Source organism: Variovorax sp. 10N432 (genome assembly GCF_056394465.1).
This window is the reverse complement of the sequence record NZ_JBFTHX010000002.1, coordinates 351,628-376,111: the sequence shown is the minus strand read 5'-3', so window position 1 is coordinate 376,111 and position 24,484 is coordinate 351,628. Positions and strand designations below refer to the sequence as shown.

At 69.6% G+C, this 24,484-nt stretch carries 26 protein-coding genes; 11 read left to right on the top strand and 15 right to left on the bottom strand.

Annotation, left to right across the window (positions count from 1 at the left end):
- Positions 1 to 3 precede the first annotated feature (3 nt).
- The 11 genes from biuH to atzF all read right to left on the bottom strand — a co-directional run bounded on the left by biuH (position 4) and on the right by atzF (position 11,174).
- Positions 4 to 702, bottom strand: a complete 699-nt coding sequence (gene biuH / locus AC1DF3_RS04095) for a biuret amidohydrolase (RefSeq protein WP_478138902.1) — start codon at positions 700 to 702, stop codon at positions 4 to 6.
- Positions 699 to 1,745 (bottom strand): formamidase, encoded by a 1,047-nt coding sequence (locus AC1DF3_RS04090; RefSeq protein ID WP_478138901.1) that lies wholly within the window; start codon positions 1,743 to 1,745, stop codon positions 699 to 701. Before AC1DF3_RS04090 ends, biuH begins: the two co-directional genes overlap by 4 nt.
- A 20-nt stretch (positions 1,746 to 1,765) precedes the next feature.
- Complete coding sequence (locus tag AC1DF3_RS04085) at positions 1,766 to 2,686, bottom strand: ABC transporter permease (protein ID WP_301813314.1); 921 nt, start codon at positions 2,684 to 2,686, stop codon at positions 1,766 to 1,768.
- Positions 2,683 to 3,762, bottom strand: a complete 1,080-nt coding sequence (locus AC1DF3_RS04080) for an ABC transporter permease (protein WP_301813313.1) — start codon at positions 3,760 to 3,762, stop codon at positions 2,683 to 2,685. Before AC1DF3_RS04080 ends, AC1DF3_RS04085 begins: the two co-directional genes overlap by 4 nt.
- A 31-nt stretch (positions 3,763 to 3,793) precedes the next feature.
- The gene (locus tag AC1DF3_RS04075) at positions 3,794 to 4,909 is read right to left on the bottom strand and encodes a BMP family ABC transporter substrate-binding protein (protein ID WP_478138900.1); all 1,116 of its coding nucleotides are present in this window, start codon (positions 4,907 to 4,909) and stop codon (positions 3,794 to 3,796) included.
- Between the two features lie 189 nt (positions 4,910 to 5,098).
- The gene (locus tag AC1DF3_RS04070; protein WP_478138899.1) at positions 5,099 to 6,526 is read right to left on the bottom strand and encodes an AtzE family amidohydrolase; all 1,428 of its coding nucleotides are present in this window, start codon (positions 6,524 to 6,526) and stop codon (positions 5,099 to 5,101) included.
- The gene (locus AC1DF3_RS04065; protein ID WP_286535036.1) at positions 6,523 to 6,729 is read right to left on the bottom strand and encodes a DUF4089 domain-containing protein; all 207 of its coding nucleotides are present in this window, start codon (positions 6,727 to 6,729) and stop codon (positions 6,523 to 6,525) included. The genes AC1DF3_RS04070 and AC1DF3_RS04065 overlap by 4 nt, the downstream gene beginning before the upstream one ends.
- 11 nt (positions 6,730 to 6,740) lie before the next feature.
- Positions 6,741 to 7,574: an ABC transporter ATP-binding protein gene (locus tag AC1DF3_RS04060; RefSeq protein ID WP_286535037.1), complete on the bottom strand. Its 834-nt coding sequence runs from the start codon at positions 7,572 to 7,574 to the stop codon at positions 6,741 to 6,743.
- A complete protein-coding gene (locus tag AC1DF3_RS04055) occupies positions 7,571 to 8,398 on the bottom strand; it encodes an ABC transporter permease (RefSeq protein ID WP_478138898.1) in 828 nt (275 codons plus the stop codon). The genes AC1DF3_RS04060 and AC1DF3_RS04055 overlap by 4 nt, the downstream gene beginning before the upstream one ends.
- A gap of 4 nt (positions 8,399 to 8,402) precedes the next feature.
- Complete coding sequence (locus tag AC1DF3_RS04050; protein WP_478138897.1) at positions 8,403 to 9,416, bottom strand: ABC transporter substrate-binding protein; 1,014 nt, start codon at positions 9,414 to 9,416, stop codon at positions 8,403 to 8,405.
- Between the two features lie 33 nt (positions 9,417 to 9,449).
- Positions 9,450 to 11,174: an allophanate hydrolase gene (atzF, locus tag AC1DF3_RS04045; protein WP_478138896.1), complete on the bottom strand. Its 1,725-nt coding sequence runs from the start codon at positions 11,172 to 11,174 to the stop codon at positions 9,450 to 9,452.
- Between the two features lie 176 nt (positions 11,175 to 11,350).
- On the opposite strand from atzF, the gene AC1DF3_RS04040 reads away from it, so the two are divergent.
- From AC1DF3_RS04040 to AC1DF3_RS03995, 10 genes are all read left to right on the top strand, one after another.
- Positions 11,351 to 11,980: a DUF2652 domain-containing protein gene (locus tag AC1DF3_RS04040; RefSeq protein ID WP_286535041.1), complete on the top strand. Its 630-nt coding sequence runs from the start codon at positions 11,351 to 11,353 to the stop codon at positions 11,978 to 11,980.
- A 103-nt stretch (positions 11,981 to 12,083) separates the two neighbouring features.
- Positions 12,084 to 13,457 (top strand): AmpG family muropeptide MFS transporter, encoded by a 1,374-nt coding sequence (locus AC1DF3_RS04035; protein WP_478138895.1) that lies wholly within the window; start codon positions 12,084 to 12,086, stop codon positions 13,455 to 13,457.
- 24 nt (positions 13,458 to 13,481) lie between these two features.
- Entirely contained in the window at positions 13,482 to 13,802 is a 321-nt protein-coding gene (locus tag AC1DF3_RS04030; RefSeq protein WP_286535043.1) for a FitA-like ribbon-helix-helix domain-containing protein, read from the top strand.
- Entirely contained in the window at positions 13,799 to 14,236 is a 438-nt protein-coding gene (locus AC1DF3_RS04025) for a type II toxin-antitoxin system VapC family toxin (protein WP_286535044.1), read from the top strand. Before AC1DF3_RS04030 ends, AC1DF3_RS04025 begins: the two co-directional genes overlap by 4 nt.
- Before the next feature lie 111 nt (positions 14,237 to 14,347).
- Complete coding sequence (locus tag AC1DF3_RS04020) at positions 14,348 to 15,526, top strand: beta-ketoacyl-[acyl-carrier-protein] synthase family protein (protein WP_286535346.1); 1,179 nt, start codon at positions 14,348 to 14,350, stop codon at positions 15,524 to 15,526.
- The gene (locus tag AC1DF3_RS04015) at positions 15,523 to 16,356 is read left to right on the top strand and encodes a beta-ketoacyl synthase chain length factor (protein WP_286535045.1); all 834 of its coding nucleotides are present in this window, start codon (positions 15,523 to 15,525) and stop codon (positions 16,354 to 16,356) included. Before AC1DF3_RS04020 ends, AC1DF3_RS04015 begins: the two co-directional genes overlap by 4 nt.
- Positions 16,357 to 16,361: 5 nt before the next feature.
- Positions 16,362 to 17,987, top strand: a complete 1,626-nt coding sequence (locus AC1DF3_RS04010) for an NAD(P)/FAD-dependent oxidoreductase (RefSeq protein ID WP_478138894.1) — start codon at positions 16,362 to 16,364, stop codon at positions 17,985 to 17,987.
- A 123-nt stretch (positions 17,988 to 18,110) separates the two neighbouring features.
- Positions 18,111 to 18,824 (top strand): response regulator, encoded by a 714-nt coding sequence (locus AC1DF3_RS04005; RefSeq protein WP_478138893.1) that lies wholly within the window; start codon positions 18,111 to 18,113, stop codon positions 18,822 to 18,824.
- 15 nt (positions 18,825 to 18,839) lie between these two features.
- The gene (locus AC1DF3_RS04000) at positions 18,840 to 20,030 is read left to right on the top strand and encodes a sensor histidine kinase (RefSeq protein ID WP_286535049.1); all 1,191 of its coding nucleotides are present in this window, start codon (positions 18,840 to 18,842) and stop codon (positions 20,028 to 20,030) included.
- A gap of 68 nt (positions 20,031 to 20,098) precedes the next feature.
- On the top strand, positions 20,099 to 21,322 hold the full coding sequence (locus tag AC1DF3_RS03995) for an O-antigen ligase family protein (RefSeq protein ID WP_286535050.1): 1,224 nt from the start codon (positions 20,099 to 20,101) through the stop codon (positions 21,320 to 21,322).
- On the opposite strand, the gene AC1DF3_RS03990 is transcribed toward AC1DF3_RS03995, so the two are convergent.
- The 3 genes from AC1DF3_RS03990 to AC1DF3_RS03980 are packed head-to-tail and all read right to left on the bottom strand — an operon-like array spanning position 21,253 to position 22,817.
- Positions 21,253 to 21,642 carry a hypothetical protein gene (locus AC1DF3_RS03990; protein ID WP_286535051.1) on the bottom strand — a complete coding sequence of 130 codons (390 nt, stop codon included), beginning with the start codon at positions 21,640 to 21,642 and terminating at the stop codon, positions 21,253 to 21,255. The two genes, AC1DF3_RS03995 and AC1DF3_RS03990, sit on opposite strands and share 70 nt — an antisense overlap.
- 16 nt (positions 21,643 to 21,658) lie before the next feature.
- Positions 21,659 to 21,871, bottom strand: a complete 213-nt coding sequence (locus AC1DF3_RS03985; protein ID WP_286521810.1) for a zinc-finger domain-containing protein — start codon at positions 21,869 to 21,871, stop codon at positions 21,659 to 21,661.
- 7 nt (positions 21,872 to 21,878) lie between these two features.
- Complete coding sequence (locus AC1DF3_RS03980; protein WP_478138892.1) at positions 21,879 to 22,817, bottom strand: branched-chain amino acid transaminase; 939 nt, start codon at positions 22,815 to 22,817, stop codon at positions 21,879 to 21,881.
- A gap of 117 nt (positions 22,818 to 22,934) precedes the next feature.
- Here AC1DF3_RS03980 and AC1DF3_RS03975 point away from each other — a divergent pair, with 117 nt between their 5' ends.
- Positions 22,935 to 23,924, top strand: a complete 990-nt coding sequence (locus tag AC1DF3_RS03975) for a recombination-associated protein RdgC (RefSeq protein ID WP_478138891.1) — start codon at positions 22,935 to 22,937, stop codon at positions 23,922 to 23,924.
- 11 nt (positions 23,925 to 23,935) lie between these two features.
- On the opposite strand, the gene AC1DF3_RS03970 is transcribed toward AC1DF3_RS03975, so the two are convergent.
- The gene (locus AC1DF3_RS03970) at positions 23,936 to 24,418 is read right to left on the bottom strand and encodes a glycerate kinase (protein WP_301813328.1); all 483 of its coding nucleotides are present in this window, start codon (positions 24,416 to 24,418) and stop codon (positions 23,936 to 23,938) included.
- Positions 24,419 to 24,484 lie beyond the last annotated feature (66 nt).

Below are 24,484 nucleotides of genomic sequence, written 5' to 3'. Positions count from 1 at the left end.
GTTCTACTGGGCGGGCAGCGCTTCGAGCAGCGCCGCCGACGTCGCATGGGCGCCGAACACGCCGCCCTGCATCGTGATCATCTTCAGCGCCGCCAGGTGGTTGCCGTGGTCGGTGGCCGCGGTGCAGTCCGACAGCACCAGGCATTCGAAGCCGCGGTCGTTGGCGTCGCGCATCGTGGTGTGGACGCAGACGTCGGTCGTGATGCCGGCCAGGATCAGGTTCTCGATGCCGCGCGTGCGCAGCACCAGTTCGAGGTCGGTCGCATAGAAGGAGCCCTTGCCGGGCTTGTCGATCACCACCTCGCCCGGCAACGGCGCCAGCGCGGGGATGATCTCCCAGCCGGGTTCGCCGCGCACCAGGATCCGTCCGCACGGGCCGTCGTCGCCGATGCCGACGCCGTTGGCGCCGATCTGCCGCGAGCGCCAGCGCTTGTTGGCCGGCAGGTCGGCGAGGTCGGGGCGATGCCCTTCACGCGTGTGGATGATGTGGAAGCCCAGCGGCCGCAGCCGCGCCAGCGTGCGTGCGATCGGCTCGATCGGCGCCTGCACCAGCGCGAGGTCGTAGCCCATCACGTCGACATAGCCGCCCTTGCCGCAGAAGTCAGTCTGCATGTCGATCACGATCAGCGCCGTGTTGTCGGGCCGGAGCGCGCCGTTGTAGGGCCAGCGGTAGGGGTCGGCGGAAACGTAGGTGGTGCTCATGACGATGAATCCGGTGTCAGCGGCGCCTGCGGCACCAGGGGATGCACCTCGGGGCCCTTGTAGCCGCGGACCGGCGCCGCGAAGCCGAAGCCGCTGCCGTCGGTGACCTTGACCTGCTCGCCCCAGGGCAGCCGGTAGCGGCCGGCCGCCATGTCCTGCATGTAGGTGTAGGGGCAGTCCTGCGCGCCGCCCTTCACCGCCACGTAGCCGCGGTGATAGAGCTGGTAGATGTTGTTCTCGACGCCCCAGCCGGTGCGGGCCTCGCGCACCAGGTCGGGCCGCAGTTCGGCCGTGACGATCTCGTCGGGCCGGCCACCGCCCTCGACCAGCACGGTGCCGTCGAAGTTGCAGAACATGGCTTCGCCCATCGAGTCGAAGGTGCCGTCGCTGCCGCACATGCAGACGCTGGCGGTGTACGCCAGGTTGCAGAAGGCGTTGGCCTGGTTGGTGATGCGCCAGGCGTGACGGATCGGCGCCGTGTAGCCTGCTGTGCGGAGGATGATCTCGGCCCCCTTGTACGCGGCCTCGCGCGCCATCTCGGGCAGCATGCCGTCGTGGCAGATGATCAGCGCCAGCTTGCTGCCGTTGGGACCGTCGCACACCGGAATGCCGAGGTTGCCCGGCTCCCAGGGCTCGACAGGCACCCACGGATGCATCTTGCGGTAGTAGAGCCGGATGGCGCCGTGGTCGTCGATGACCAGGCCGCTGTTGTACGGGTTGCCCTCGGGGTTGGCTTCCATGATCGAGAAGCAGCCCCAGATCCGGTTGTCGACGCAGGCCTGCCGGAAGGCCTCGACCTCGGGGCCGTCGAGCGAGCACATGATCTCGGGCGAGGTGTCCATCGACAGGCCGTGCAGCGCGTACTCGGGGAACACGACCAGATCCATCGTGCCCTGGTTGCGCCGCGCCTTGGCGACCAGCTCGCAGATGCGCCGGGTCTGCGCCGCCAGGTCGGCCGCGGTCTTGACCACCGGCAGCTGCAGCTGCACCAGGCCGACGACCACGCCCTGCGCCGATTTGTTGAGACCCCCGAGACCGCTCATCGATCAGTTTCCTTGATTGTTCATCGCGTGGACGAGAGTTCGCCCGGGCTGCCGACCGCCACGCTGCCCGGTTTGCAGGTCAGCACCAGGATCACCAGCGTGAGCACGTAGGGCACGGTGTTGAAGAGGTGGTAGCCCCAGCCGACACCGATCGATTGCAGGGCCGGCCCAATCGCCCCGGCGCCGCCGAACAGCAGCGCCGCACCGATGCAGCGCAGCGGGCTCCAGCGCGCGAAGATCACCAGCGCCACCGCGATCAGACCTTGCCCGCTCGAGATGCCCTCGTTCCAGCTGCCCGGATAGAAGAGCGTGAGCGAGGCGCCGCCGAGCCCGGCGATGAAGCCGCCCGCGGTGGTGGCCGCGATGCGCAGGCCGGCCACCGAGTAGCCGAGTGCCCGCGTCGCATTGGCCGAATCGCCCGCCATGCGCACCAGCAGGCCGGCGCGGGTGCGCGCGAAGCCCCACCACAGGAACACCGCCAGCACGATGCCGACCGGCACCAGCGAGTTGACCTGCAGCGCCGAACGGATCACCGGGTTGTCGCTCCAGTCGCCGAGCGGGATCGCGGGCAGCTGCGGGGCCTGCGGCTGGATCAGCGGCTTGCCCAGATAGAAGGCCAGGCCGGTGCCGAACAGCATCAGCGCGATGCCGGTGGCGACGTCGTTGACGCGGTCGAGCGAGCACAAGAGGCCGTGCAGCAGCGCGAGCAGCGCGCCCGCGGCGCCGCCGATCAGCACGCCGAGCCAGGCCGAGCCGGTGAGCCAGGAACCGCCGAAGGACGCCATCGCCGAGAGCACCAGCACGCCTTCGAGGCCGAGGTTGATGCGGCCGGACTTCTCGGTCAGGCACTCGCCGAGGCTGACGAAGAGGAACGGCGCGCCGACGCGCAAGGCGCCCCCGACGATCCCCGCCACGAGCGCGATCCACTGGTCGGCGGTCATGTGGCTTCCTTGGTCATGCGCGGCTGCACGGCGCGCGGCATGCGGTTCTTCAGCAGCGTCTTCCAGTCGATCATGCGCAGCCCTTCGCTGGCGAGGATCAGCACGAAGGCCATGCCCTGCAGCACCAGCACCGAGGCATCGGGCAGGCCGAGGCGGCGCTGCAGCAGGCTGCCCGCGGCGCCGAAGCCGCCGAACAGGATCGCCACCGGGATCACCGCCACCGGGTTGTGGCGCGCAATGAAGGACACCAGGATGCCGGCATAGCCATAGCCCGCGATCAGCGAGGCGTTGGCGTTGGTGTGGACCGCCGCCACCTCGACCGCACCGGCCACGCCCGCGCAGGCGCCGCCGATCCCGCAGGCGGTCAGGATCAGCCCGCTGGCCGGCAGGCCCACCAATTGCGCGGTGCGCGGATTGCCGCCGACCACCCGCACCGAGAATCCCGATGCGGTGGCGCGCAGCCAGAGTCCGGAGACCAGGCAGGCGACGATGCCGATCACCAGCCCCCAGTGCACGTCGGAGCCGCCGATGCCGCCGATCCCCAGGCCCTCGGCGATCGAGCGCGTGGCCGGCTTGTTGAGGCTGGCCGGATCGCGCAGCACGCCCTCGACCAGGTGCTTGAAGAGCCCGATCGCGATGTAGGCCAGCAGCAGGCTGCTGATGGTCTCGTTGATGCCGCGGTACTGGCGCAGCCAGCCCGCCAGCGCGATCCAGGCGGCGCCGGCCATGGCGCCGGCCACGCACAGGGCCAGCGTGCCGACGAGGTTCGCAGGCAGCGGCAGCGCATAGGGCAGCGCCGCGGCGGCCAGCCCGCCGAGCACCAGCGCGCCCTCGCCGCCGATGATCACCAGCCCGGCGCGCGCCGGAATCGCGACGCACAGCGCGGTCAGCATCAGCGGCGCGGCGCGCTGCAGCGTGTTCTGCCACGAGAACCAGTCGCCGAAGGCTCCCTTGAAGAGGATGACCCAGACCTCCAGCGGACTCACGCCGGCGAACCAGACGAAGACGCCGAAGAGCAGCAGTGCCGCCGCAATGGCGAACACCGGCAGCGCGATCTCTTTCAATGCGTTGCGCATCGTCGGCTCGCGGGGTGAAAGCGGTCGCCGGTCAGCCGACCGAGCCCACCACGCCTTCGACGAGGTAGTTCATCTTTTCCAGTTCGAGGTCGGTCTGCTTGAGTGCCTTGCCGGCCGGGATCACGACCGCGCCCTTGTTGTCCTTGAGCCCGCCGGTGAAGATGTCGAAGCTGCCCGCCAGCATCTTGGCCTTGATGTCGTCGGCGTTCTTCTTCGCCGCGTCGGTCACCATGGCGCCGTAGGGCGACATCTTCACGTAGCCTTCCTTGAGGCCGCCGCGCAGGAAGTTCGGATGCGGCTTGTCGGCCTGGGCCGCGTCGACGATGGTCTTGTAGGCCGTGATCCAGTTCCATTCGGCGCCGGTCAGGTAGGCATTGGGCGCCAGCTTGGCCTGGCTGGCGTGGTAGCCGCAGACCATCTTGCCGCGCTTGGCCGCCGTCTCGACCACCACCTTGGGGCCGTCGACGTGCATCGTGAAGACGTCGCAGCCCTGGTCGGCCAGGCTGTTCGTGGCCTCGGCCTCCTTCACCGCCATCGACCAGTCGCCCGTGAAGATCACGCTGCAGGTGATGCCCGGCTTGACCGAGCGCGCACCGAGCGTGAAGGCGTTGATGTTGCGCAGCACCTGCGGGATCGGCTTGGCGGCGACGAAGGCGATCTTGTTGCTCTTGGTCATGTGGCCGGCGATCACGCCATTGAGGAACTGGCACTCGTCGATGTAGCCGAAGAAGCTGCCGACGTTCTTCGGGTGCTTGCCCTCGGTCCACATGCCGCCGCAGTGCGAGAAGCGAACGTCGGGATTCTTCGGCGCCACGGCCAGGATGTGCGGATCGAAGTAGCCGAACGAGGTCGGGAACAGCAGCTTGGCGCCGTCCTGCGAGATCATCCCGGTCATGGTCTTCTGCACCGCCGCGGTCTCGGGCACGTTCTCTTCCTCGACCACCTTGAGGCCCGGCATCTTCTTGAGCTCGGCCGCCGCCAGCGCATGCGACTGGTTGTAGCCGTAGTCGTCGCGCGGGCCGACGTAGATCACGCCGACGGTCAGCGGCTTCTGGGCATTGGCCAGCGCGCTCCAGCCGCCCAGCGTGGTGGCGGAGGCCAGGGCGGCCAGGGACTTGAGGGAATCGCGACGGTTGAACTGGCTCATGGTGCTTACTCCAGGTGATGGGTGAGGAATCAAGGGGCCGGGATGTCCTGTCTTGGATACAAGATGGTGTGCATAAACCGTACCAGCGCTTGGGCGGCCAAATCAGCCTGCGGCGCGCCAGCCTTGTGCGGCGCGCGCGCCACCGCGGCCCCGGCGCCCCGTCTTTGTGCTCGCGGGGCGCTTCGCATGTCAGGCCAGCGCCGCCACGGGCGCATGCACGAGCCCTGCGGATTCGAGCGCCGCGGCCACCCGCAGCACCAGGTCTTCGCGCCAGGGCGCGGCGATCACCTGGACCCCGATCGGCAGGTCGGGGTGGGCGCCCCAGACCGGCACCGCGCAAACCGGCAGCCCGATGCACGAGATCGGCTGGGTCAGCAGGCCCATGTTGGGCCGCACCGGCAGCCGGTGGCCGTTGATCTCGAAGAATTCGGCACCGATCGGCGTCGCCGCCGAGGGCGTCGCGGCGGCCAGCAAGACGTCGTACTGCTCGAACACACGCGCCGCCTGCTCGGCATAGAGCCGCCGCACCCGCTGCGCGCGCGCCACCCAGGCGGCCGGCAGCAGCGCGCCGGCCAGGAAGCGGTCGCGCGACAGCGGCTCGAAGTCCTGCGCGCGGCGGCGCAGGTCGGGCAGGTGCAGCGCCGCGCCTTCGGAATTGGTGATCAGGAAGGCCGCGGCCCGGCCGGCCTCGACCATCGGCAACTCGACCGTGCGGCTGGCGCCGAGCGCCTGCGCCACGGCGTCGACCGCGGTCAGCGCCTCGGGCTGGGCGTGCTGGCGGAAGTAGCCGCCGAGCACGCCGATGCGCAGGCCCTGCGTGCCCAGCGCCAGCGCCGCGCCGACCGGCTCGGCCGCCCGCTGCGCGCAGCCGGGGTCGTGCGGGCCGCGGCCCTCGGGGCCCTGCATCGCGTCGTAGGCCAGGGCCAGGTCGCGCGCCGAACGCGCGAACGGCCCCAGATGGTCGAGGCTGGAGACGAACGGGAAGCTGCCGGTGCGCGGCAGCCGCCCGAACGTGGGCTTGAGCCCGAACACGCCGCACAGCGAGGCGGGCACGCGGATCGAGCCGTTGGTGTCGGAGCCCAGCGTGAGCGGCACCTGGCCGGCAGCGACCGCGGCGCCCGAACCGCCCGACGAGCCGCCCGCGATGCGGGTCAGGTCGTGCGGGTTGTGGCAGGGACCGACGTGGCTGTTTTCGGTCGTGAAGCCGTAGGCGTACTCGTCCATGTTGAGCGCGCCGACCAGCACCGCGCCGGCGTTCTCCAGCCGCCGCACCAGCGCCGCGTCGTCGCGCGGCGGCGTGTGCTCGCGTTCGATCTTGGAGCCCGCGAGGGTCGCGAGTCCGGCGATGTCGAACAGGTTCTTGACCGCGAAGGGCACGCCCAGCAGCGGCAGCTCGCGCGTTCGCGGGCCGTTGGCCGAGGCCAGCGAGGCATCGACCTGCGCCGCGCGCCGAAGCGCCCGCTCCCGCAGCACCGCGGTGAAGGCGTTGACGCGGCGATCGGTGGCCTCGATGCGGTCCAGGCTGGCCTGCACCAGCGCCACCGCGCCGACCGCGTTGCCGCGCACCGCGGCGGCCATCGCGGATGCGTCCTGGCGCAGCAGCTCCGACGCGCTCATTGCGTTTTCTCCCGCGGCGACACCGGCACAAAGCTCAGCGCCGGCTCGTCGCGCTCGCTGAGCGGCACGGCCTCGACCAGCGCGGCGAACTCCGCCGCCAGCGCGAAGTAGCGCAGCACGCCGGGGCGATGGTCGGGCCTGAGCTTCAAGCCGAGCGCGGCCGCCGATGCATCGACATAGGCTTCGATCTCCGAAGGCGTCATGCTGGCATCTCCTAGCGGCGTACTTCGCGCTGGAAGATCTCCAGGCTGAGTTTCTTCATGGCCACGAAGCTGGCGGAGCTCAAGGTCTCGAGCGTGCGCGGCCGCTCGTCGCGGTAGTCGAGGATCTCGGCCACCCTGGTCGGCCGCTTGGTCAGCAGCAGCACCTGGTCGGCGAGATACACCGCTTCCTCGAGGTCGTGCGACACCAGCAGCATCGTGGTGCCGGTCTTCATGAACACCTCCTGCAGCTTTTCGCGGATGAAGAGGGTCATCTCGAAGTCGAGCGCCGAGAAGGGCTCGTCGAGGAACAGCACCTCGGGGTTGGGGGCCAGCGCCCGCATGATCGATGCCGTCTGCTGCTGGCCGCCCGACAGCTCGTAGGGGTAGCGCTTGAGGTCGAACTTGACGTCGAAGGATGCCACCAGCTCTTCCATGCGGCGATCGACCTCGGCCTTGGAGCGGCCTTCGAGCTTGAGCGGATAGGCGATGTTGTCGATGGTCCGCATCCACGGGAACATCGCCTCGCGGTAGTTCTGGAACACGTAGCCGATCTTGGTGTCCTTGAGCGACTTGCCGTCGAACAGGATCTCGCCCGAATCGATCGGGATCAGGCCGGCGATCATGTTGATCAGGGTCGACTTGCCGCAGCCGTTGGGGCCGAACACCGAGACGATCTTCTGCTTCGGGATGTCGAGGTCGAAGTTCTCGTACAGCGGCCAGCCGGCGAAGTACTTGGTCAGCCCGCGGATCGTGATGTGGGTGCCGGCAGGGCCCGGGACGAAGGCCGGCTTCGGCACGTCGGCATAGACCGGGCCGTTGATGACGTTCTCGACGGTGGCTCTCATCTTCCGCTCCAGTGCACGATGCGGCGCTCGGCCACGAGGAAAAGGATGTTGAGCGCATAGCCCAGCGCGCCCGCCGCGATGATCGAGGCGTACATGTCCTTGACGTTCATCACCTGCTGCGAGTTGATGATGCGATGGCCGAGGCCGCTGTCGGAGCCGATGAACATCTCGGCCACGATCACGATCACCAGCGCCATCGAGACCGCCGAGCGCAGGCCGACGAAGGTCGGCTGCAGGCTTTCCCAGACCAGCACGTCGCGGAAGATCTGCCAGCGCGAGGCCCCCATCACCTTGGCCGCCATGACCCGCTGCTTGCGCGCGTTCATCACGCCGTAGGCGCTGTTGAAGACCACGATCAGCAAGGCGCCGAAGGCCGCGATCGCCACCTTGTTGACGTCCGAGACGCCGAAGATCATGAGGAACAGCGGGATCAGCGCCGACGAGGGCGTGGAGCGGAAGAAGTCGATCAGGAACTCGACGCTGCGGTAGGCCCGCTCGTTGCTGCCGAGCAGCACGCCAAGCGGTACGCCGACGACGGCGGCGATCAGGAAGGCCTGCAGCGTGCGCCAGACCGTGACCGCGAAGTCGCCCAGCAGCGCGCCGCCGGCCAGGCCCGACAGCAGCGTCTGCAGCGTGGCGCCCGGCATCGGCAGCAGGATGGCCTTGATGAGGCCGAAGCGCACCACCAGGTCCCAGACGATGAACAGCACCACCGGGCCGATGAAGGGCAGCGCCTTGACCCAGTGCGATTCGCGCGGCGGCGCGGCGGCGGCAGCATTTGCAGCCGGAGGCGACCAGGGCGCCGCTGATGAAGGCGTGCTCATGGCCTCAGCCCTTGTAGAGCATCGAGTCGACCATCAGGCGCGACGAGAAGATGCCCTTGTCCGAGAACAGGTCGAAGAACTTCTGGAAGTAGGCGATGTCGCCGGGTGTGAACTCGTTGTACATGGTGTAGGCCGCCAGCGGCACCTCGCCGGTCAGCGGGCCCTCGATCGCGGTGTAGCCCTTGAGGTACTGGCGCGCCTCGGCCGGCTTGCTGCGCACGAAGGCCACGCCCTGGCCGTAGGCGCCGATGAACTTCTTCGCCGCCTCGGGGTTCTTCTTGATCAGCGCCGAGGTCAGCGAGGCCGAGCCGCCGAACCACGGTGCCATCGGATCGCCGAGCACGTACTTGGCGATCACGCCGGCCTCGAGCACCCGCGTGCTGCCGTTCAGGCGGCCGATGGTGCCGGTCGGCTCCAGCGTGTAGCAGCCGTCGACCTGGCCGGCGGCGAGCGCTGCCACATGCTGGCCGATCGGCAGCTCGACCACCGTGGCGCCGGTGGCGCCGCCGCGCTCGAGCACCGCCTTGGCCAGCGTCACGTTCTGGATGCCCGGGCCCGAGGCGACCCGCTTGCCCTTGAGGTCGGCCATGACCTTGGCGGTGCTGGCGGTCGGCACCAGCACCTGGTCGAGCACGTTCCGCGCGTTGCTGGGGTTGGAGCAGAAGATCTTGAAGCTGCCCGGCGCCGCGATCTCGCCGATCGCGATGTTGGCCGAGCCGGTGCCGTTGGCGCTGCCGTCGCAGCGGTCGGCCAGCATCGCCTCCATGATCTGTTGCGCGCCGGCGTAGCGCTGCACCTCGACGTCGAGGCCCGCGGCCTTGAAGTAGCCCAGCTCGACGGCCGAGTAGAAAGGAAGGCCGGCCGCGATCGGCCAGTAGCCGATGCGGATCTTCGGTGCGCCCTGGGCCCGCACGATCGCAGGCGCGGCGAGCACGGCCAGGCCGGCCGCGCCGGCCTGCAGCAGCTGGCGCCGCGAGGCCGGGTTGGCGAGGGTCAGGGGTTTCTTGCTGAGGGCCATGGCGTACTCCGGATGAAAGATTGACGAAGAGATTCAGGTCGCCGCTGCGCTGCGCGCCGCGATGTAGGCGCGCCAGCCGCCGAGCGCGGTGATGTCGTCGGCGCCGGCAACCGCCAGCGCCTCGCAGACGAAGCCCTGGACGCTGCGGCCGTCGGCCAGCCGCAGGCTGCCGATGCCGAGCGGCGCCGGGATCAGGGCGACGAAGCTGCCGTAGTGCGCGAGCGGCATCTCCCAGATCTCGACCGCGATCGCCGTGCCCTCGCCGGCCGCCACGCGCAGCAGGCCGGGCTTGGGCGGCACGGTGCCTGGCAATGCATAAAGGCGGTAGTCGGGCGAGGTGTGGGTGGCGGCGATCAGCCGGGCGCCGCGCTCGGTGAGCTGGCCATTGAGCGGCATGCCCGACAGGTGGGCGCCGACCACCGCGACCTGCACCGTGGGCGGCGCCGCGATCAGCGGCAGCGGCTCGATCGCGGGCAGCGGCTCGCGGGTCGCGCCGAGCGGCAGCCCGGTGGCGTGGTGGAAGCGCTGGCCCAGCTCGGCCAGCTGGAAGTCGCTGCCGGCGCGGCCGATCAGCGTGATGCCGAAGGGCAGGCCGTCGGCGCGCAGGCTGGCCGGCACCGAGATCGCCGCGTAGTCGAGCAGGTTCACGAAGTTGGTGTATTCGCCCAGGTTGCGATTGAGCACCACCGGGTCGGCCTGCATCGCCTCGATCGTGTAGTGGGCCGGCGCCGTCGGCACCGCCAGCACGTCGATGTCGTTCCACATCGCCGCGGCCTGCTGGCCGAGCGCCTGCAGCCGGGTGCGGGCATCGACGAAATCGGCGGCGCTGTAGGCGCGGCCCTGCGCCAGGATGCTGCGCACCGGCTCCACCACCTCGGCCTCGTGGGTGTCGAAGAAATCGCGCACCGCGGCGTAGCGCTCGGCCACCAGCGCACTGTCGTAGAGCAGCGCCGCGGCTTCGGCCAGCGGCCGATAGTCGATCTCGATCGGTTCGCCGCCGAGCACGCACAGCTGGCCGACGGCCTGCTCGAAGGCCGCCCGCGACAGCGTATCGCCGAAGAAGTTCAGCGTCGAAGGCACGCCGAAGCGGAAGCCCGCGGGCAGCGGCGCGGTGGCGAGCGCCAGGCTGCGGCCGTAGGGGTCCTCGGGGTCGAAGCCCATCGCCGCCTGCAGCACCCGGGCCGCCACCGCCACCGTGCGGGCGAAGATCGAGACGCAGTCGACGCTCTGCGCCGCCGGCACCACGCCGCGGGCGCTGAGCAGGCCGCGCGAGGGCTTGATGCCGACGATGTTGTTGAGCCCGGCCGGCACCCGGCCCGAGCCCGCGGTGTCGGTGCCGAGCGCGAAGTCGGCCTGCGCGGTGGCCACGACATAGGCCGACCCCGAACTCGACCCGCCCGAGACATAGCGCGGATCGAAGCTGTTCGGCACCGGCCCGTAGGGGGAGCGGGTGCCGTTCAAGCCGCAGGCGAACTGGTCCAGGTTGGTCTTGCCGAGCAGCGACGCACCGGCGTCGAGCAGGCGCTGCACCACGTGGGCGTGGGCCGTCGGCGTGCGGGTGAAGGCGAGGCAGGCCGCCGTGGTCGGCACGCCGGCGACGTCGATGTTGTCCTTGGCGGCAAAGCGCAGACCGGCCAGCGGCCCCGCGCCGGCACCGGCCAGCGGCGACGCGAGCCGCGTGATCCACGCCGCACTCGCTCGTCCTTCCACCCGCGGCCCGGCATCGCCGGGGCGCACCGCCTGTTCATGCACCATCATCAAGCATCCTGTCTTGTGTACAAGATGCCTTGCAAAGGATGTGCCAGCCGCAGCCGCTACAGGCACAGGCGCGATGGCAACCCTAGTCGGGGCTGCCTTCGGGGTCTTGTGGTGGCCGTGCCTGGCCTGCGCGGGCGCGTGGTTGAATGCGATGACGCAAATGCTTGGAGCAAGCCGTGGCGACAGACAATCCCGACAACGTGCTCTTCTTCATCCCGGACATCAGCGGTTTCACGAAGTTCGTGACCGAGACCGAGGTGAGCCATAGCCAGCACATCATCCAGGAACTGCTGGAGCTGATCGTGGACGCCAACCAGCTCGGGCTGGAGGTGTCCGAGTTCGAAGGCGATGCGGTGCTGTTCGTTCGTCCCGGCGCGCCGCCGTCGCTGGACGAGCTTCTGGCGCAGGCACGGAAGATGTTCGTGGACTTCCATTCACACATCAAGCGGATCGAGATCTTGCGCACCTGCGCGTGCGGCGCGTGTTCCAGCGTCCATTGCCTGTCGCTCAAGTTCGTCGCCCATTGCGGGCCGGCCAGGACCATGCAGGTCAAGGGACATTCGAAATTCATCGGCAAGAGCATCATCGTCGCGCACCGGCTGTTGAAGAATCAGGTGCCCGAGTCCGAGTACCTGCTGGTGAGCGAGGAGACGCTGAACCAGCTTGCCGACGGCACCGCGGCGGCCTCGTCGTTCGAGTGCGGAAACTGCAGCTACGACGAGATCGGGGAGGTGGCGTATCGGCACCATTCGATGGCGCCGTACCTGGCCGAGGCGAAGGCCACGGTCAGCGCTTCCCCCGCATGAAAAGCGCCTCGCCAGGCGCGCAGGCCCGGCGGACGACGGCTTCGGTCCCGAAGCGACGCCTGCGCATGCGGGAATAATGCGAGGCCTCAACCTCCGCCACCGAATGTCCGCACCCCAGGCTGCCGAAGCCCCTCCTTCCCTGCCCTGGCGCGATGCGCTCAAGGTCTATCTCGAACCCGCCTCGCTGCGCATGCTGGCGCTCGGCTTCTCGGCCGGCCTGCCGCTGCTGCTGGTGCTGGGCACGCTGAGCTTCCGGCTGCGCGAAGCCGGCGTCGACCGGTCGACCATCGGCTTCCTGAGCTGGGTCGGCCTCGCCTACGGCTTCAAGTGGGTCTGGGCGCCGCTGGTCGATCGCCTGCCCATACCGCCGCTGACCACCCTGCTCGGGCGCCGGCGCGGCTGGCTGCTGCTGGCGCAGCTGGCGGTGGTCGCCGGCCTGGCCGGCATGGCCTTCAACGACCCGCGCGACGGCCTGCCGCCGCTGGTCTGGTGCGCACTTCTGACGGCCTTCGGCTCGGCCACCCAGGACATCGCGCTGGACGCCTTCCGCATCGAGTCGGCCGCCACCCGCAAGCAGGCCGCGCTGGCCGCCTGCTACCAGACCGGCTACCGGCTGGCGATGATCTGGGCCGGCGCCGGCGTGCTGTGGGTCGCTGCCTGGGCCGAACTGCCCGGCCTCGCGGGCTACCAGGACGGCGCCTGGAAGACCGCCTACCTGGTCATGGCGGCATCGATGGCGATCGGGGTCGTCACGGTGCTGCTGTCGCCCGAACCGGTGCGCGTCGCGCTGCCGAAACCGAAGAACGCCGGCGAATGGCTGCAGAGCGTGCTGATCGAGCCGTTCGCCGACTTCATCCGCCGCTATCGCTGGCAGGCGGCGCTGATCCTGTCGCTGATCGCGGTCTACCGCATCAGCGACGTCGTGATGGGCATCATGGCCAACCCCTTCTACGTCGACATGGGCTTCACCAAGGACGAGGTCGCGACGGTCAGCAAGATCTATGGCGTCGTGATGACGCTGGCCGGCGCCTTCGTCGGCGGCGTGCTCTCGATGCGCCTGGGCGTGATGCGGGTGCTGATGCTGGGTGCGGTGCTGAGCGCCGCCAGCAACCTCCTGTTCGCCGGGCTGGCCTCGCGCGGGCACGACCTCACGGCGCTGGTGCTGGTGGTGTCGGCCGACAACCTGGCCGGCGGCATCGCCTCGGCGGCCTTCATCGCCTACCTGTCGAGCCTGACCAACATCAGCTATTCGGCCACCCAGTACGCCCTCTTCAGTTCGCTGATGCTGCTGCTGCCGAAATTCATCGCCGGCTACTCGGGGGTCTTCGTCGACGCCTTCGGCTACAAGGCATTCTTCATCGGCACCGCAGCGCTGGGGCTGCCGGTGCTGGTGCTGGTGGCGCTGGCATCGCGAGCGGCCGCGAACGGCAAAGCCGCGGGCCAGGCAACTGCGCCAAGATCTGAATTGGCGCCATAATGACTCCAATTTGGAGGAAGCTGCATGGCCAACCTGTCAGTCAAGGACGTTCCGGATGACCTGGCCGAGCGCCTGCGTCAACGCGCGGCCCGCAACCATCGCTCGCTGCAGGGCGAACTGATGGCGATCATCGAGCAGGCGGTGCGCGACGCGGATGACGCGCCGCGGCCTGCATCCGCGCAGGCACAGGAGGTGGGCGTGGGCTGGGGCGGCCGCGCCATCGTGCGGCGCGGCGGCAAGCCGATCGAGCAGATCGCCGCCGAGCACCGCGCCCGCTTCCCGTCGCCGATCGACGCCGGCCCGCTCGGGGTCGACATCGTCCGCGCCGACCGGGACGCCCGTTGAGCGCGCCTGCGCTGCACGTGGCCGAGCCGCCGGCCGCCTATCGCCTGCGCCCGCCGATGGTGGTGGACTGCAGCGCGATCGTTGCCATCTTGTTCGACGAACCGGCGCGCGACGCCGCGCTGGCGCGCCTGGCCGGACATGCCCTGCATGCACCCAACCTGCTCGACCACGAGATCGTCAGCGTCGCGCTCAAGAAACGGCGGCAGTCCTGGCCCGCCGACTCCCTGGCGCTGGCGCTGGCCGACTACGCCGGCTACGCCATCGACCTGCACCCGGTCGATCTCGGCGCGCAGTACGAACTGGCCGTGCGCTATCAGCTTTCCGCGTATGACGCCGCCTACCTCTGCCTCGCAGCCGAGCTCAAGGCGCCGCTGGCCACCTTCGACGCCAGGCTCGCCGCCGCCGCGCAGGCGCACCTGAGCGCCCTGCCCTGAACCGCCCGGCGGTGCAGGGTCGAGGCCTTGGCCGACTGCGGTGGGCGCCGTGCTGCTGGTAGGCTGTCGTGTTTTGGCCATCACACCCCGCCCAACGTGACACCTTCACGCATCCCCCCCTTGAAGATCAGCGCCTTCACCGCGACCTCGGCCGTCGGTGTGGGCAAGACCGCCCTCGCCGACGCGCTCGCGCAATCGCGCAGCGGCCTGCGGGCCAATGACTTCGGCGCCTCGCCGCTGCCGACCTGGATCGGCCGCGTCGACGGCCTCGAAGAACTGCGCCTGCCCGAGGAACTCGCCGCCTGGGATTGCCGCAACAACCGGCTCGCCTGGCTCGGCCTGCAGGCCGACGGCTTCATGGAAGCGGTCGCGGCCGCCCGCAAGCGCTACGGCCCGACCCGCATCGCGCTGATCCTCGGCACCTCGACCTCCAGCATCGGCGAGACCGAGCTGGCCTACACGCAGCTGGCCGATGGCGCCTTCCCCGCCGACCAGCAGCGCCCCAAGGTGCACACGCCGCATTCGCTCTCGCTCTTCGTGCAGCAGGCGCTGGGCCTCGAAGGCCCGTCCGAGACGATCTCCACTGCCTGTTCGTCCAGCGCCAAGGTGTTCGCCTCGGCCGAGCGGCTGATCCGCCTGGGCCTGGTCGACGCGGCGGTGGTCGGCGGCGTCGACACGCTGTGCGGCAGCGTGCTGTTCGGCTTCAACTCCCTCGAACTCGTGTCGCCCGAGCCCTGCCGGCCCTTCGACGCCGCGCGCAACGGCATCAGCCTCGGCGAAGCCGCGGGATTCGCGCTGCTCGAGCGCGGCCGCGGCCCGCTCGAACTGCTGGGCTACGGCGAGGCCAGCGACGCCCATCACATGTCGACCCCGCATCCCGAAGGCCTGGGCGCCGAAAAGGCGCTCGACGATGCACTGGCCCGCGCCGGCCTGGCCGCCGCCGCCATCGACTACATCAACATGCACGGCACCGCCAGCACCAAGAACGACGAGGTCGAAGGGGCCCTGGTGGCACGCCGCTTTCCCGGCACCACGCACGCCAGCTCGACCAAGGGCTTCACCGGCCACACGCTGGGTGCGGCCGGGATCGTCGAGGCCGTGATCAGCCTGCTGGCGATCGAGACCGGCCTCAAGCCGGGCAACGTCAACACCACCACGCTCGACGCCGAGTGCGGCCCGCAGATCAAGCTGCGGCCGGCCCGCGGCGAGGTGCGCCATGCACTGAGCAACTCCTTCGGCTTCGGCGGCAACAACTGCTCGCTGGTCTTCGGCAAGGGAGCCGCAGAATGACCACCACCAACAAGACCCCCACGCTCTACATCGAGGGCCCGGCCTTCTGGGCCGCGACATTGCCGGGCTGGGAGATCGCCAGCGCAGTCTTCCGCGGCGACGGTGCGCCGGCCGACCCGCCGGCCAAGCGGCCATCGCCGCAGCTGTTGGCACCGGCCGAGCGCCGTCGCGCGCCCGACACGGTGGCGCTGGCGCTCGAGGTGGCAGGCGCCGCGGTCGCGGCCTCCGGCCGCAACGCGGCCGACCTGCCCTGCGTCTTCGCCTCGGCCCACGGCGACCTCGGCATCAACGACTACATGTGCGGCACGCTGGCGGCCGACCCGCTGCTGCTGTCGCCGATCAAGTTCCACAACTCGGTGCACAACGCCGCGGTCGGCTACTGGACCATCGGCACCGGCTGCATGGCGGCCAGCAATTCGCTCGCCGCCTACGAGAGCAGCTTCGCCTCGGGGCTGCTCGAGGCGGCGGCGCAGTGCGCGGCCGACCAGCGCGCCGTGCTGCTGGCCGGCTACGACATGCCGGCTGTGGGCGCGCTGGCCTCGGTGACCACCAGCCGCGAGATGCTGGCCGTGGCCCTGGTGATTTCGCCGACGCGCAGCGCGCGCACCGTGGCGTCCTTCGAATGGTCGCTGGCGGCCGGCGCGCTGCCGGCGACGCCGGTGCGCAGCGACGCGGCGCGCGCGCTGCGGGTCAACGCGATGGCCGACGCGCTGCCGCTGTTCGAGGCCCTGGCGCGCGGCGAATCCGAATCGCTCTCGCTGCCGCTGTCGGCCACGCTGTCGCTGCAGGTCCAGCTGCAACCCGAACTCCAGCTCGAAGCGCTGAGCTGACGGCCATGGACCCGAACCGCCCCGCGCACGACGTCGCCATCATGGGCGGCGGTCTGGCGGGGCTGACGCTGGCGCTGCAGCTGCGCCAGCGCTTTCCCGGCATCGATGTCGTGGTGCTCGAGCGGCGCGCCCATCCGGTGCCCCACGCGGCCCACAAGGTGGGCGAATCCTCGGTCGAGATCGGGGCCCACTACTTCGACACCGTGCTGGGCCTCAAGCCGCACCTGCACGGTGCCCAGTTGCGCAAGTTCGGCTTCCGCTTCTTCTTCAGCGAAGGCCGGCGCGACATCGACCAGGTGACCGAAATCGGCGCCAGCCGCTACCTCTCGGTGCCGAGCTACCAGATCGACCGCGGCATCTTCGAGAACTTCCTGGCCGAGGAGGCCGCGCGACAGGGCGTGCGCTTCATCGACGGCGCGACCGTGCGCCGCATCGACCTGGCCGACGACGCCAGCGCGCCGCACCGCCTCGAATGGTCTGACGGCGAGCGGACGCAGGCGCTGCACACCCGCTGGCTGGTCGACGCCTGCGGCCGCGCCGGCATGCTCAAGCGCAAGCTCGGCCTGCAGCAGCCCAACGCGCACGAATGCAACGCGGTGTGGTTCCGCATCGGCGAACGCATCGCGATCGACGACTGGTCCGACGACCCCGGCTGGCGGGCACGCTGCGAACCCGGTTCGCGCTGGCTGTCGACCAATCACCTGGTCGGCGCCGGCTACTGGGTGTGGCTGATCCCGCTGGCCTCGGGCTCGCATTCGGTCGGCATCGTGGCCGACCCGCGGCTGCATCCGCTCGAGCGGATGGACAGCTTCGAGCGCGCGATGCAGTGGCTCGAGACCTGGCAGCCGCGCCTGCACGATGCGCTCGCCGACAAGTGCCACCTGCTGCAGGACTTCGCCTTCATGCGCAACTTCTCGTACGGCTGCAAGCAGGTGTTCTCGGGCCGGCGCTGGGCGCTCACCGGCGAGGCCGGGCTGTTCCTCGACCCCTTCTATTCGCCGGGCAGCGACTTCATCGCGGTCGGCAACACCTACATCTGCGACCTGGTCGCGCACGACCGCGCCGGCCACGCGCTGGAGGCCCGGGCCCGGCTCTACGACCAGATCTACCACTCGTTCTACGAGAGCACGCTGGCGCTCTACACCGACCAGTACCCGCTGTTCGGCGACCCGGAGGTGCTGCCGCCCAAGGTCATCTGGGACTACACCTACTACTGGGGCGTGCTGGCGCAGATCTTCTTCCAGCACCGGCTCACCGACCTGCCCGTGCTGGGGCGGGTCCGCGACGAGCTCCAGCACTGCCAGCAGCTCAACCTCGCGGTGCAGGCCTTCTTTCGCGCCTGGTCGGCCGTCAGCCATCGGCGCAACCCGGCCGTGATGCTCGACCACGCCGCGCTGCCGTGGTTCGCGGAGCTCAACCGCAGCCTCAACGACCGGCTGGACGACGACGCCTTCGTGCGCCGCATGCGCCAGTCGGTCGACCGGCTGACGGCCCTGGCCGCCGAGCTGCTGGGGCGCGCGACCCGCGACCATCCGGGCCTGGACGGGGCGGCGCTGGCCGCCCTGCTGGCGCGGGCGCCCGCGGCGGCCGAGGGCACGCAGACCGGGACGCTGCTGTTTGCACCCGCATGAAAACGAAACCGCCGTCACCAAGGTTTACCCAACTTTACGAAGCGTTCAAGCCCACGCGACCGCGTGGGACCAAGCTACCCACCTGAGCACAACCACCGTGGCACGCCGCACGGAGACCTACCGATGAGCACCCCCCAACTCCTGATGATCGAAGACGACGCCCGCCTGGCGCAGATGGTGGGCGAATACCTGACCCAGTCGGGCTTCGGTTTCGCGCATGCCCTCGACGGCGCGAGCGGACTCGAGCTGCTGCAGCAGCGCTCGCCCGACCTCGTGATCCTCGACCTGATGCTGCCGGACACCGACGGCCTCGAAGTCTGCCGCCGCATCCGTGCGCTGCCCGGCAGCCAGGCCAAGGTGTCGGTGCTGATGCTGACCGCCAAGGGCGACCCGATGGACCGCATCATCGGCCTGGAGATCGGCGCCGACGACTACCTGCCCAAGCCCTTCGAACCGCGCGAGCTGCTGGCGCGCATCCGCGCCGTGCTGCGGCGCCGCGGCGAGACCCCGAGCGAGACCGAAGGCCCGGCCGTCATGCACTTCGGCTCGCTGGACATCGATCGCAACGCCCGCAGCGTCACGGTCGGCGGCGAGCCGGCCGACCTCACCTCCTACCAGTTCGACCTGCTGGTGGCGATGGCCGAGCGCGCCGGCCGCGTGCTCACCCGCGACCAGATCATGGAGGCCGTGCGCGGCCGCGAACTCGAGGCCTTCGACCGCTCGATCGACGTCCACATGGGCCGCATCCGCGCCGCGATCGAGGTCGACGCCAAGAACCCGAAGCGCATCCTCACCGTGCGCGGCGTCGGCTACGTCTTCGCCAAGCAACAGGACTAGCGCGCGGGCGCCGACATGCTGCTCAACCTCTACCGCCGCCACCTCTATGTCCGTATCTGGCTGGCGGTGGTGGCCGGCGTCTTCATCCTCACGCTGACCGCCAACTGGATCGTGCGCGAAGCGGCCGAGAGCGAGCGCGAGCGGCTGGCGCCCTTGCCGCGCGAAGTCTCGGTGCTCGATTCGAACGACAAGCCGATCGGCTCGGGCACGGCCACCCGCGTGCCGGGCGCCGGGCTCACCTTCGACGTCACGCTCGACGACGGCCGCGCCCTCACCATGCAGGTGGCACCACGCAGCCGTCCGCCGGGCGGCCCGCCGCCGGGCATCCTGCCCTGGCGCACGCCCTTCGGCCTCGGCTGGATGGTGGCGATCGTGGGCTTCATCGTCGCGCTCGGCGTCTATCCGATCGTGCGCCGGCTCACCAAACGGCTCGAACTGCTGCAGCGCGGCGTCCAGCGCTGGGGCGAAGGCGACCTGTCGGTGCGCGTGCCCGAGGAGGGGCAGGACGAAGTGGCCGACCTCTCGAACGGCTTCAATGCCGCGGCGGCCCGCATCGAACAACTGGTGCGATCGCACAAGTCGCTGCTGGCCAATGCCTCGCACGAACTGCGCTCGCCGCTGACCCGCATCCGCATGAGTGTCGAGCTGATGGGCGAGCGGCCCAACCCGGGCGCACGCGAAGAGATCACGCGCAACATCGCCGAGCTGGACCAGCTGATCGACGAGATCCTGCTGGCCAGCAGGCTCGATGCCAAGGAGGCCGACATGGGCACCGTCGAGACGGTCGACCTGACCGGCCTCGCGGCCGAGGAGTGCGCCCGTGTCGATGCCGACCTCGAGGTCAAGGAAGGCACCGACAGCAGCGCCCTGACGGTGCTCGGCGTGCCGCGCCTGCTGCGCCGCGCGATCCGCAACCTGCTCGAGAACGCCGGGCGCTACGGCGCCGGACAGACCAGCGTCGAGATCGGCAGCCGTGCCGGCCAGACCGAGATCCGCGTCAACGACCGCGGGCCCGGCGTGCCGGTGACGCAGCGCGAGCGCATCTTCGAGCCCTTCTACCGGCTGCCGGGCGCCAGCGAGCGCAACGGCGGCGTCGGGCTCGGCCTGGCGCTGGTGAAATCGATCACCGAGCGCCACGGCGGCAGCGTGCGCTGCGAAGACCGGCCGGGCGGCGGCGCGAGCTTCGTGATCACGTTGCCGCATTAGGCTCGCCCTTCCTGCCGGGGCGCAACGCCGGCGGGCCTGGCTGCGCCGGCCTCTAAAATCCGCCCCCTATGCAGAGATCGCACATCGTTCGCGCCGCAGCCATGTTCTGGGGGCTCACGGTGTTCATGCCGGTCGGCGTGACCTATGTGTCCTTCCTGCTGCTGATGGTCGCGCTGCTGATCGCTGGCGGCTGGCGCGAGCGGGCCGTCCGCCTGCGCGACAACCCGATGTGGTGGCCGGTGATGGCCTACGTGGTCTGGACGCTGGCCGTGCTGGCGCTGGAGCCGCACTACCCCGAGACCGGCTCCAACCTGTTCCATGGGCTGCGCATCGCGGCCACCATCCTGATGGCCCTGGCCCTGACCCGCGACGAGGCGATCTGGGCCGTGCGCGGCTTCTGGATCATCGGACTGGTCAACATCGTGATGATCGCGCTGTACTACTCGGTGGGCTTCCCGATGCTGGAGCCCTGGCGCGGCGTGCTGGTGCTGGTCGGCAACAAGTCGATCAGCAACGCGCTCCTGTTCACGATCATGGCCGCCACGGCCGCGGTGTACGGACTCCAGGCGCTCGCCGGGCATCGCCGCTGGCAGGCCATCGCCGCGTTCGCGCTGGTGCCCGTCGTGATGGCGATCATCACCTTCAGCCTGCCTTCGCGGACCTCGCTGCTGGCGCTGCTGCTGGTCATCCCGGCCGCCTGCGTGCACCAATGGCGGCGCCAGCTCAAGGTGCTGGCCCTGGTGCTGATGGTCGGCGGCGTGATCGCGGCCGGCGTGCTGTGGAACTCACCCGTGGTGCAGCAGAAATTCGCGGTCGGCATCCAGGAGATCGAGGCCGCCCAGGCCGGCGAGATCTCGGAGGCCAGCTGGGTGGTGCGCTACTACATGTACCGCGACACCGCCCGCATGATGATCGACCGGCCCTTCGCCGGCTGGGGCATCGGCGGCTGGACCGAGCAATGGCACCTGCGCGGCCCCAAGCTGCTCGACTACAAGAACATGCCCCACAACGACTTCCTGTGGATGGGCGCCCAAAGCGGCTTTCCCGGCGCGCTGAGCCTGCTGGTCATCATGGGGGTGGCGGTCTGGATCGCCTGGCGACGGGACGACTTCGCCGGCCGGCAGGCCTTCGTCGCGACCCTCGTGATGCTGATCGCCACCAGCGTGAACTCGGCCTTGCGCGATGCCCAGATCGGGCTCGCGCTGCTGTGGGTGGCGATGGTCTACCTGCGGCTGGCGCAGGCGCCGGGGGACTCGTGGCGCGGGCTGCTGCCCTCGGGCGCCCGTTCGTAGCCCACGAAGGGGCCGAAGAAGACCATCTCGCGCTCGAGGCCGGCCTCGATGTCGTCCTGCTTCGGGAGTTCGTCGATGAACTCGGGCCAGGACTGCGCGACATGGCGCGACCACTCGCGCGGGTCGAGCCGGCTGATCGGGCCCTGGGTGGCCAGGAACTCGAAGCCCTTCGAGGTCAGCTTGCTGACCGCGAGCCGGGTGGCGGACTCGGGGTCCGGCGCCGTCGCGTAGGCCGACACGTAGGCACCCGCGAGGGTCGACGGCAGGGTGCCGTTCGAGCCTCGGCCGAGCTTGACGTTGACCAGGAACAAGCCCCGCACGGAAACCCCGGAAGGCTCAGTGGTGGCTGCCGGCGGCTTCGCCCGCCTTGAGGCGGTAGACCGTGCCGCAATAGGGGCACTTGGCCTCGCCGGTGCGCGCGACGTCGAGGTAGACCTTGGGATGCGCGCTCCAGAGCTGCATGTCGGCCTTGGGGTTCGGGCAGAACACGCCGCCCTGGTCGTTCAGGTCGCGGGCGAGGAGTTCGATGGTGCTCTTGGGGGTGGACATCGCTTTTTCAGACCTTGGTGAGCCAGTGGGCGTACTTGGGATTGCGGCCGTTCACGATGTCGAAGAACGCGCTCTGGATCTTCTCGGTGATGGGCCCGCGCGATCCGATGCCGATCTCGACGCGGTCGAGTTCGCGGATCGGCGTGACCTCGGCCGCGGTGCCGGTGAAGAAGGCTTCTTCGGCGATGTAGACCTCGTCGCGCGTGATGCGCTTCTGCACGACTTCGATGCCGAGGTCCTTGCAGATGTGCAGGATGGTGTTGCGCGTGATGCCGTTGAGCGCACCGGCCGACAGGTCGGGCGTGTAGACCACGCCGCCCTTGACCACGAAGATGTTCTCGCCCGCGCCTTCGGAGACGAAGCCGCTGGCATCGAGCAGCAGCGCTTCGTCGTAGCCGTCGTCGAGCGCTTCCATGTTGGCCAGGATCGAGTTGCTGTAGTTGCTGACCGCCTTGGCCTGCGTCATCGTGATGTTGACGTGATGCCGCGTGTAGCTCGAGGTCTTGACGCGGATGCCGCGCTTCATGCCCTCGTCGCCCAGGTAGGCGCCCCAGGCCCAGGCCGCGACCATGGCGTGGATCTTGTTGCCCTTGGGACTGACGCCGAGCTTCTCGGAGCCGATCCAGACCAGCGGCCGCAGGTAGCAGCTGTCGAGCTTGTTCTCGCGCACCACCTGCTTCTGGGCCTCGTTGACCTGTTCCTGGCTGAACGGGATCTTCATGCGCAGGATCTTGGCGCTGTTGAACAGCCGCTCGGTGTGCTCGGCCAGCCGGAAGATGGCGGTGCCGTTGACCGTGTTGTAGGCGCGCACGCCCTCGAAGACGCCGCAGCCGTAGTGCAGCGTGTGGCTCAGCACGTGGATCTTGGCGTCGCGCCAGTCCACGAGATCGCCGTCCATCCAGATCTTGCCGTCACGGTCGTCCAGTGCGGGGGGCAGTGCGCTCATGTCTTTGTCCTTCAACCGGGGGGTATGTCGCAAAAGCTTTCGATTTTACGGCGGCGGGCCGCCAGCGTCGGGCCGACAATGGTGGGTTTTGCCAACCAGCCAGATAAAAGGGTTTCAGTGTCCGTCTTCAAGAACGTCATCGTCTACCGCATCGAAGCCACGTGGTCGCAGTCGCTCGACCAGGTCGAGCAGGGGCTGGCCACGCAGCGCTTCGTCCCCTGCAGCCCGTCGCAGGAAAAGGCCACCGGCTGGGTCGAGCCCCGCGGCCAGGAACACGGCCCGCTGGCCGAATCGGTCGCCGGCCAGTGGCTGCTCGAATACATGGTCGAGACCAAGACCCTGCCGGCCTCGGTGGTGCGCCGCAAGGTCGATGAGCGCGCCGCCCAGATCGAGGCCACCACCGGCCGCAAGCCCGGCAAGAAGGAAAAGAAGGAGCTCAAGGAAGACGTCACCCACGAACTGCTGCCGCTGGCCTTCACGCGCCATGCGCGGGTCGCGGTGTGGATCGACCCCAAGGCCCGGCGCCTGGTCGTGAATTCGAGCAATGCCGCGCGCGCCGACGAAGTGGTCACCAGCCTCGTGAAGTCGCTCGACGGCTTCGCGGTGGCGCTGGTCAACTCGCAGGTCGAGCCGGCGGCGGCGATGTCCGAATGGCTGTCCAGCCAGGAGCCGCCGGCGGGTTTCACGATCGACCGCGAGTGCGAGCTCAAGGCCACCGACGAATCGAAGGCCGTGGTGCGCTACGCCAAGCACCCGCTGGACATCGACGAGGTGCGCGAGCACATCGCCGCCGGCAAGCGCCCGACCCGGCTCGCGATGACCTGGGACGACCGGGTCTCGTTCGAGCTCACCGAGGGGCTCCAGATCCGCAAGATCGTGTTCCTGGAAGGCACGCTGGACGATGCGCCGGCCTCGTCGGGCAAGGAAGACGACTTCGACGCCAACGCGGCGATCGCGACCGGCGAGCTGGGCCAGTTGGTGCCCGAACTGCTGGAGGCCCTGGGCGGTGAGATGAAGCTGGGGACCGCGGCCGCGGAATCGGCCGCCGCAGCGCCCGCCAGGGCCGGCGCCGAAGAAGCGCTGGTCGACGACTCAGCGCCGTTCTAAGGCCGGCAAGCTCACACCGGCGGGCGCAGCGCGTCCGCCGCGCCGGGCTTGACCGCATCCGCGCTCGGTGCGTCCGCCGCGGCTTCGTCCTCGGCCACCTCCGGCCGGGTCAGCTTCCACTCGACCAGCTTGCCGCCCGCGAAGGTGCAATCGACCCAGGAGCCGCCGGCATCGGTCCAGCGAAACAGTTCGGGCTGCGTGTCCTTCGGCGAACGCAGCTCGCCGAGCGCGCGCGTCATCGCGATCACGTGCAGCAAGGTCGCCTTGGGCTTGAGCTTGGCATTGAGCATCACGGCGCTGGCGACGGTGCCGATCGGCCGGTCGGCCGCGCGCTTCAGGACCTGCATCGTGCGGTTGAAATGCATCAGCAGGAACATGACGATCGCGCCACCGACCAGTGCCACGCCGCCCCAGCCGTAACTGCGCCAGGCCAGGCCGAGCAGCACCAGGCCGCCGACGGGAACGAGGAGTCTTCCGAAATTCATGGGGTGGATTGTCGCTCGGTCGCCCGGCGGCTTGACCGATGCGCCGCCGCCGCCGAGACTTTCGCCATCACGGCA